This window comes from ANME-2 cluster archaeon (genome assembly GCA_014237145.1).
GTDB lineage: Archaea > Halobacteriota > Methanosarcinia > Methanosarcinales > Methanocomedenaceae > Methanocomedens_A.
Genome location: JAAXOC010000108.1, coordinates 1 through 8,908, shown reverse-complemented (window position 1 = coordinate 8,908; position 8,908 = coordinate 1). Strand labels below are relative to the sequence as shown.

Below are 8,908 nucleotides of genomic sequence, written 5' to 3'. Positions count from 1 at the left end.
TGGGGGGATGGATAAGCCCCAACCACACACACTTAAACGAATTAGGGGGCATCCTTAGGATGGAGGTAGGGAGGTGGTGTAAGCACGACAGATCTGGGGTGGTCGATGCATATGAATTTATTATCTCCCTTTCTCAGCTATAAGTGCTTCAATCATTACATATAACCTGAACAGCTCATTGGAAAACCTATACTCACCTCTAACTTCTTCCTTTGTCAAAACTCCAAGCTCTTCCATTCTTCGACGAAAATTATCAAAATTCCTGCACTCTGAGTCGCTCATTTCTTTTACGAGTTCTTTTCTCCTGAATTTTGCTTCTAAAGGTAATTTACCCATCGTTCGCAGAATAGAATGATATGTTTCACTGCGAAGTGTTTGGTACACTTGCCGATCAAGATACTTCCGCCCCACACTCTCTGCAGCATGAAAGATACCATTAATAGCATCACCCTTGTCAATGCAACTATCAGAATCCTCCCAATAAACAGCATCTCCAACTTCGTGAAGAAGCACGGGCAGACCGCCAGAGTAACAAGTTAACATCGGCAAGGCATCTTGTTCTATAGTTATATCAACGCTTTCAAAGGCTTTTTTAAAAAACTCTTCCGATTCATTGTTATTCATTGAATTGAGCTCTATGACATTAAAAATCCTGCTTATTGAAGGTTGATTCTTTGTCAGGTCGCTCATTCTATCTGGAATCCCCACTAGTATTAACAAAATCGGTAAAGGTTTTTGAGAGGATGCTATTTCATCCACAAAACTTTTAAGAAAATATGAGAATTCAGGAACATTTGACATCCCATTAAGATCATCTAAGATAAGGAGTAGACCTTTTTTATCTTCTTTAATCGTTTCAAAGATACCGCGCATGATGGATAAAAAATTCAAAGGCAAATCTTCAAGTAGTTTTTGATCATCGGTAAACTCAATGTTCATACCTACGCCAAAAACTCCAAGCTGAACCCCTTTTATATATTTCCCAAAGACCGTCTTTGCTTTGTCAAAAAGATCTTTATCGGGCATTGCCTGTAGTATCTTCGTAAGGACAATCTGGCAAACATCTCTAACATTCGTTGCCGACCCTATGTAACAATGAACTCCGACAAACTGATATTTTTCTTCTGCGATGTAACGTGTGAGGACAGATAATGAGCTTTTTCCAATTCCACGCTCACCGGTTATGAAAAGATTTTCATTTCTACCCGAGGATGTCTGCACAATAGCTCGATTAATCCTCTCAATTTCGCGTGTACGACCAATGAAATAATCTATTGGTACTGGTATCCCCGGTGTGAATGGGCTGTTTTCTTTCGTCATTTTATCTTAAGTGAATAAACAGCCTAATTATACTTAAGTCAAACGACCCCATCCTTGTATGCAGGATCGTGAGTGTATCGAATAGACGAGATTTATCTATTGCTATTAATATCACAACCTACCCCAAAAAATCAAACAATCCGCATGATCCGCCCCGATCTTCGTGTACTCATGTTAGCCTCATACCGGACTTAAATACCTAGGCCTGAAAATATTACTTTGCATTCCGATTTTTCATTTCATCCGCCAATAGCTCGAATACAATTTATCTCCACATACAGGTTAGAAATAACGAAGGACAGGGTGCCTACATACTACTTACCAACTGCTCGCCCTGTACCTTATCCTTAGAGCAGGAGCAGGAGTTGATGCGGGAATAAGGCGAGCCGATGGAGTCTTGAGATTTTTAATTTTTGTATACTATAAACCTGTATCCTATAAACCGGTAACTTCCAAGGCAGCCAATCCTTACATCACTTCTTTGTCTAACTATAAAACCGTAATTTAATAATACATTAGACACATCAAGAAACAAAACCCCTAAAATTTTTACAATCATATACAAGGTGCACATATGGAATTCAAACGAACTCACTACACATCACACGTAACCCCGGAAATGAATGGCCAGACAGTAAAACTTGCAGGCTGGGTCCACGAAATACGCGACCTTGGCGGCATTATGTTCCTTGTCCTCAGGGACAGGGAAGGTATGGCCCAGATAATCCTTTTCAAAAAGACCATCGACCCCGAAGTGCTTAAGAACGCCAAAGCCCTCAGCCGCGAATCCGTTGTCCTGATTGAAGGCGAGGTCAAGGCCGAGGCCAAGGCCCCAGGCGGCTACGAACTGGTCCCGATAAAGATCGACCTGCTGAACCCGGCCAAATCCCCGCTGCCTATGGATACCACAGGTAAGGTGAACGCAGAACTGGACACCAGGCTGGACAACCGCTTTATGGACGTACGCAGGCCAAGGACCCAGGCAGTATTTCACATCCGCCACCACATGCTCTCTGCCGTAAGGGAATTTTTAGAGCATGAAGGATTTATTGAGATAACCACCCCAAAAGTAGTGGCAACCGCTACCGAGGGGGGCACCGCACTGTTCCCGATCACCTATTTCGATACAGAGGCCTTCCTTAATCAGAGCCCACAATTGTTTAAGCAGCTCATGATGAGCGGCGGCATGGACAAAGTGTTTGAGATAGGCCCCATTTTCAGAGCTGAAGAACACGACACCAGGCGGCACCTGAACGAAGCCACCAGTATCGATATCGAGGCTAGTTTCATGGACCATGAGGACGTAATGGTAATACTGGAGAACCTCATCGTTTATGTTTATGAAAAGATTGCCGAAAGGGCCGTACCCAGCCTTAAGACGCTAGGCATTGAACTGACTATCCCAAAGGCACCCTTCAAGCGCCTGACCTACGACGAGGCAATCGAGATCAACAACGAGAACTCAAAGGAGTTACTGGAATGGGGTGACGACCTGAGCACAAATGCTGAAAAGGTCATCGGTGAGGTCATCGGCGAACACTACTTTATCAAGGACTGGCCAACCGAGATCAAGCCCTACTACACCCAGCCCTACGAGGACGAACCCACAATGACCAAAGCCTTTGATATGATGCACCCCCGCATGGAACTCTCTTCAGGTGCCCAGCGTGTGCATGACCACGACATGCTGCATAAGCGCATACAAGACCAGGGGCTAAACCCTGACGGGTTTGAGTTCTACCTTAAAGCATTCAGGTACGGAATCCCGCCGCATTCGGGATGGGGCCTGGGGGCCGAGAGGTTGCTCATGACCATGCTGGATGTGGACAACATAAGGGATGTTGTACTGTTCCCCAGGGACCGCAAACGCGTATCACCCTGACAGAAGAGCGATTAGTACATAATTATAAGCATTTATCTTTATAATATTAATAATACCACAAATTATTTTAGTAACTTGACTCACATAATAAAGTGGATATGAGGTTAATTATTGAGGGGTTGTAGTGATAAGCGAAAACAGGGATATTTTAGTTGAAAGGCTTGAACATAAGCTGGTCGCGAAAGAACGTGAGATCAATGAACTCAGGAATTCGATAAAAGAGTCCATTGTTGAAGAGCTTCGTGAAGGCATGAAGGAAGACCTTGACTTTGACAAGAGGATATCAGTGCTTGAGAATAAGCTAAGGGACATATCCCTGTCCTATGACGGGGTCATGAATGAACTGCTTGACCAAAAAATAATAATCCAGGACATGAAAAATAAATACCTTAAAGACGACAAGGTAGATCAGGCCTCATCAATCACCGGGTCTGGAAATCCCGGGAAATTATCTGACTGGCATGACAGTGTACAGGTACACAGAGAAGAACCATATACTGAAGAAGAAAAAGCTGAACCCTCAACCCAGTTTATCATTGCAGAAAGTGAAGAGGGCAGAGTTCCACTTAGGAAAAAGGATGAAAAGGACATCATAATTGCCAAAACTTCTGCATCCGGCTCTACCAGAAAAGGCGAAGTTGTTATAGAGGCCAGGGAAGATGAGGATGTAGTTATCGAATATAAAAAATAACAGTGAAAAAACACCGATCATGAGGTATTAGGTGCATATAAAAGAAATAGAATTCCAGAATTTCAAATCTTTTGGAAGGAAAATCAAGATACCTTTCTATGACGGTTTTACCACGATATCGGGACCCAACGGGAGTGGAAAGTCCAATATTGTGGACGGGATACTTTTTTGTCTCGGTCTTTCAAGTTCAAGGACCCTGCGTGCAGAAAAACTTACAGACCTGATATTTAACGGTGACAGGGGTAAAAAACCGGATTTTGCCCAGGTCGTTATACGGTTCGATAACTCGGACCGCGAGATGCCAGTGGATTCTGACGAAATAATTATTACAAGGAAAGTGCGCCAGACCAATTCGGGATATTACAGTTATTATTATTTTAATAATAAGGCGGTAACCCTCAGGGAGATCCATAACTATCTTGCCAAGGCCGGGATAACTCCTGAAGGCTATAACGTGGTTATGCAGGGTGATGTTACCCGTATCACGGAAATGACAGCCACAGAACGGCGCAAGATAATCGACGAAATAGCAGGTGTGGCCGAGTTCGATAATAAGAAAGACCATGCCATAAATGAGCTGGATATTGTTAAAGAGCGTATCGAGCGGGTGGATATCATACTGGCAGAGGTGGATGGCCAGCGTGAAAAACTGCAGCGTGAGCGGGATCAGGCACTGAAGTACCAGGCCCTGCTGGAGGAAAAAGTACGCTATGAGGGTTACGTGCTGCTCTCAAAGCTCAAGGATGCGCAAAAAGAGTTTGACAAGATAGTGGAAGAGATCAGTTCCAGGATGGAAGGGGAGTCCGAACTTGAATCACTCCTTGAATCCAAACAGGAGAAAATGAATGAACTGGAGTCAGGTCTAAAGGAACTGAACGAACAGATAACCCAGATGGGTGAAGAGGAGCAGATAGGAATAAAACGGCAGATCGAGGAGACCAAAGGAAAGATATCGGTCAGCCAGAACACTATTACACTTACTGAATCCGAGATAACTGACCTGGATTCCCAGCGCAGGAAAGGACTTATCGAGATAGATAATATCAAGGGGAATACAGCTGAGCTAACCTCAAAGATAGAGGAAGAGGGACATCGCAAGGAGGGGATTACCAGTGAGATAGGGGACCAGAATACCCAGTTGCTGGTACTTCGAAGCAGGATAGCAGAGGTGGATTCGAAATTCGTACAGACCCGTGATGAACTGTCAAACGTGAAACATGACCTTGAAGAGGCCCGTAACCGCAAGAACGAACTGATGCGCCAGGAGGACCGGCTGCTTGATGCCATGCGCAGGCGCAGTGCTGAGATAAAGGATATAGAGGAAGAGATAGAAGATTCCGGGCGCAAGATCAAGTTCGCTGATGATGACCGGGAAGATGTGGTGCAGGAGATCCAGGCCCTAAACAAACAGATTAAAGACCTTAACAATGATATTGATGATCTGGAATCCAACCGCTCCCAGATGAGGGGTGTGCTCAAGGACCTGGAAGAGAACCTGCGTAAGCTGCAGCAGGAGTACATGACAGCCGAGGCTAGGGTCAGGGCAGCAAAAGAAGTATCAGGATATAGTAATGCTGTAGAAAAGGTGCTAAAGGCCAGGAAAATGAGGGAGCTGCCCGGTATTTATGGTACCATTGCCCAGCTGGGTAAGGTGGACCAGGAGTATGCCACTGCCCTGGAAGTGGCAGCGGGCGGTCGTATGCAGGGTATTGTGGTGGATACTGATGAGGATGCCTCCCGTGCCATATCCTTCCTCAAGCACCAGCGGGGCGGTAGGGCCACGTTTTTGCCCCTGAACAAGATGATGCCACCTTCAGGATATCGTGATATTTCCGATATGGTTGGTGTGATAGATTATGCTATCAATTTAGTTGATTTTGACATGAAGTTCGATGCTGCATTCCATTATGTGTTCAGGGATACCCTGATCGTGGAGGATCTGGCTACTGCAAGGCGATTAATGGGCGGACTTCGTATGGTCACCCTGGAAGGCGAGGTGGTGGAGAAGAGCGGGGCCATGACAGGCGGCAGCCTGTCTAGTAGAGGACTATCCTTTGCAGCTTCTGAAGAGGATAAGATAACCAAATTGGCAGAGCAGATCACAGAACATGAATCCCGGCGCAGTATGCTGATAACCAAACTTGACACAGTGGAAGGGCATATCTCATCTGTCCAGACGGAAATAAGGGATGTGGAGACCGAAATTGCCAAAAAGCAGATGGCGATCGAGGAGATAAACAGCAGGGGTGAAAGGCTCACAGTGCTTATTACCGAAAAACAGGTAGAGCTTGAGGAGATCGAGTCTGGCAAAAAGGAACTGCGTGAAGAGATGGAAAATATAGAGAGCAATAAGCAAGAGGTAGAGCAGGAGATTACCGGACTTGCGGCCAGGGTAGGGGAACTGGAGGAACAGTTGAAAGGTTCAGAGGTGCCTGAGTTAAATGAGCAGGCACAGCGCATCGAGGATGAGATCAAAAGGCTTGAGAACCGTGAGCGGGATATCGAGGCCAATGTCAATAACTTTAATACTGAATTGAAGTATGCCGATGAAAGGGTCGGGGAGATCAAGACCAGGCTGTCAGAACTGGATGGCAGGAAGGATGAACTTCGCTCCAAGATACAGCAGTTGCAGAGTGGAATTACTGAAATGGAATCCTCTCTTGAGGATAAGCTGAAGCGGGAGCAGGAACTGGAAGTGGAACTGGCAGATATGCGAAAAGCCAGGGAGAATATCCAGATGGAATATGCATCGTGGCAGAAACAGCATGGGGAGATTAAGGTCAAGCTTGAGAATTCCCGGCGTCAATTAATGGCTTTGAATGCCACGCGTGATACTCTTGCAGAGCAGGTGAAGGAGTTCAAGATAGAGGTTGAGGGGAGGGGTGTGGAACTGAGTGAGGATGTACCAACACAGGAGGAGGTCCGGACAAGGATCGCTTCCATTACCAGGACAATGACCTCACTGGAACCTGTGAACATGCGGGCTATTGAGGAATATGAAGAGGTGGAACGGCGCAGTAATGACCTGCGCAGCCGTCGTGATATACTGGACCATGAACGTGAGGAGATACTGGAGCGTATCTTCAAGTATGAGCAGATGAAAAAACAGGCGTTTATGGACTGTTTTGATGGTATTAATTATCATTTTAAGAGTATTTTCACTGAGCTGTCGGACGGTCCGGGAGAACTGGAGCTTGAGAACCCTGATGACCCATTTTCAGGCGGGCTTACTATGAAGGTCCAGCCAAAGGATAAGAGCCTGCAGCGTATGGAGGCTTTGAGTGGGGGGGAGAAGAGCCTGACCGCACTGGCATTGATATTTTCCATCCAGCAGTTCAGGCCGGCGCCATTCTATGCTTTTGATGAGATCGATATGTTCCTGGATGGTTCTAATGCGGAGAGGGTGGCATATAGAGTGAAAAAGGCCAAGGATAATGCCCAGTTCATTGTGGTGAGTCTGCGTAAGCCCATGGTGCAGGCGGCTGAAAGGACGATCGGTGTTTCCATGCAGGAGAATAATATTACGAGTATTACTGGGGTTAAGTTGAATTGATATTCGTTTTTATGTTAAGAAATAATTGAGATGGGGTTATTTTATCACTTCTAGTGTATCCCCTTTAAATTAAATGGTAATTTATCATAGTGCTCAGAACTTTGAGACACAGATTGATAGTGGTTGTGAAAATCAGTATAATCGGTGAAATCTGTGTCTACATTGATTTTACATTTGACCATACTTTTTGAAATGTATACCACATTGTCTGGAATATGCTCTGGAGATGGGCTAAAAGGAGACACCCGGATAAAGGTAATACCTGGATCGCTAATAAATACTGGCATTCTGAGGGAACACGGAACTGGGTATTTTCTACCGGAAAGAATAGATTAAAACTATTCTCGGACACAAAGATTGTTCGCTGTGATGGCTTGAAATTGGATAAGAACCCCTATATTGACCAAGACTATTTTGACTTACGAAACTGCTGCCAGATACAAAAAGGATTATGAAAGACTTGAGCCGGATGTGGTTAAAGTCGCAAGTCCGGTTCTTAGAAGAAGGAGAGCGATTACTCGCTCTTCCTCTTCTCAGAACGGTACGTGAGACTTTAACCTCATGCCGCTCAAGCGTCTCATAACCCTTTCAGTATCGGGCACGGTTTCGCAAGTCAAAATATTCTTGGTCAATATAGGGGTTCTTATCCAATTTCAAGCCATCACACCGAACAATTTTCGTATCCGAGAACAGTTTCATCCTATTCTCTCTCGTAGAAAATACCCAGTTCCGAGTTCCCTCAGAATGCCAATATTTATTAGCAATCCAGGTATTACCTTTATCCGGGTGTCTCCTCTTAGCCCATCTCCAGAGCATATTCCAGACAATATGATCTAATTGGCTGAATATCTTGTTGGATACTGCTAATCGGTTAGAATTCGACCAACCAGTAATAATGTGATTCAATACATTAATAAGGTTCTCCTGTTTCCATGCCTTCTCTCCTTTGATCACATCACCAATTTTACGGTTGATATTCCCAATCGACTTCCTGGATGGCTTAATCAGGAGCTTTCCTCTGTATTTGCGGAAATTCCAGCCCAAAAAGTCAAAGCCGTCATTGATATGAGTAATGTGAGTCTTCTCATCCGACAATTCCAGACCTCGTTCCTTCAGGAATTCTTTAATCACTTCGGTAATCTCCTTCGCGGTCTCTTTTGAGTTTGCTGTAACGATAAAATCGTCCGCATATCTCGAAAAATTCCCCTTATGGGGATTGTGTCGAGTTTTATCGATTTTCCCATTCTTACCGATATGATACACAGATGAAATGGCTTTTTCCATCCTGTCCAGTGTCATATTTGCCAATATCGGGGATATAATTCCCCCTTGTGGTGTTCCCGCTGTAGTAGGATTCAAATGTCGATTATACACGAATCACGCTTTAAGAAATTGCCTCAGTGTCGATTTATCCATTGGAATGTTGTCAAAAAGCCAGTCATGGTTGATATTATCGAAGCAA

At 44.8% G+C, this 8,908-nt stretch carries 5 protein-coding genes and 1 pseudogene; 4 read left to right on the top strand and 2 right to left on the bottom strand.

Going from position 1 to position 8,908, the window contains the following annotated elements; translation table 11 throughout:
• Nucleotides 1-120: 120 nt before the first annotated feature.
• Complete coding sequence (locus tag HF974_14765) at nucleotides 121-1,320, bottom strand: ATP-binding protein (GenBank protein ID MBC2699560.1); 1,200 nt, start codon at nucleotides 1,318-1,320, stop codon at nucleotides 121-123.
• 574 nt (nucleotides 1,321-1,894) lie between these two features.
• Between HF974_14765 and aspS the strand changes: the two genes are divergently transcribed.
• The 4 genes from aspS to HF974_14745 all read left to right on the top strand — a co-directional run bounded on the left by aspS (nucleotide 1,895) and on the right by HF974_14745 (nucleotide 7,901).
• Entirely contained in the window at nucleotides 1,895-3,202 is a 1,308-nt protein-coding gene (gene aspS / locus HF974_14760; protein ID MBC2699559.1) for an aspartate--tRNA(Asn) ligase, read from the top strand.
• 124 nt (nucleotides 3,203-3,326) lie between these two features.
• The gene (locus HF974_14755; GenBank protein ID MBC2699558.1) at nucleotides 3,327-3,893 is read left to right on the top strand and encodes a hypothetical protein; all 567 of its coding nucleotides are present in this window, start codon (nucleotides 3,327-3,329) and stop codon (nucleotides 3,891-3,893) included.
• A gap of 31 nt (nucleotides 3,894-3,924) precedes the next feature.
• Nucleotides 3,925-7,446 (top strand): chromosome segregation protein SMC, encoded by a 3,522-nt coding sequence (gene smc / locus HF974_14750; GenBank protein MBC2699557.1) that lies wholly within the window; start codon nucleotides 3,925-3,927, stop codon nucleotides 7,444-7,446.
• Between the two features lie 215 nt (nucleotides 7,447-7,661).
• Nucleotides 7,662-7,901 carry a hypothetical protein gene (locus tag HF974_14745; GenBank protein ID MBC2699556.1) on the top strand — a complete coding sequence of 80 codons (240 nt, stop codon included), beginning with the start codon at nucleotides 7,662-7,664 and terminating at the stop codon, nucleotides 7,899-7,901.
• Nucleotides 7,902-8,034: 133 nt separating this feature from the next.
• Here the strand turns inward: HF974_14745 and HF974_14740 are convergent.
• Nucleotides 8,035-8,908: pseudogene (locus HF974_14740) on the bottom strand (group II intron reverse transcriptase/maturase).

Excerpts from the sequence above, each read along its gene's own strand:
- HF974_14765 (MBC2699560.1), bottom strand. The coding sequence starts at position 1,320 with ATGACGAAAGAAAACAGCCCATTCACACCGGGGATACCAGTACCAATA.
- aspS (MBC2699559.1), top strand. The coding sequence starts at position 1,895 with ATGGAATTCAAACGAACTCACTACACATCACACGTAACCCCGGAAATG.
- HF974_14745 (MBC2699556.1), top strand. The coding sequence starts at position 7,662 with ATGCTCTGGAGATGGGCTAAAAGGAGACACCCGGATAAAGGTAATACC.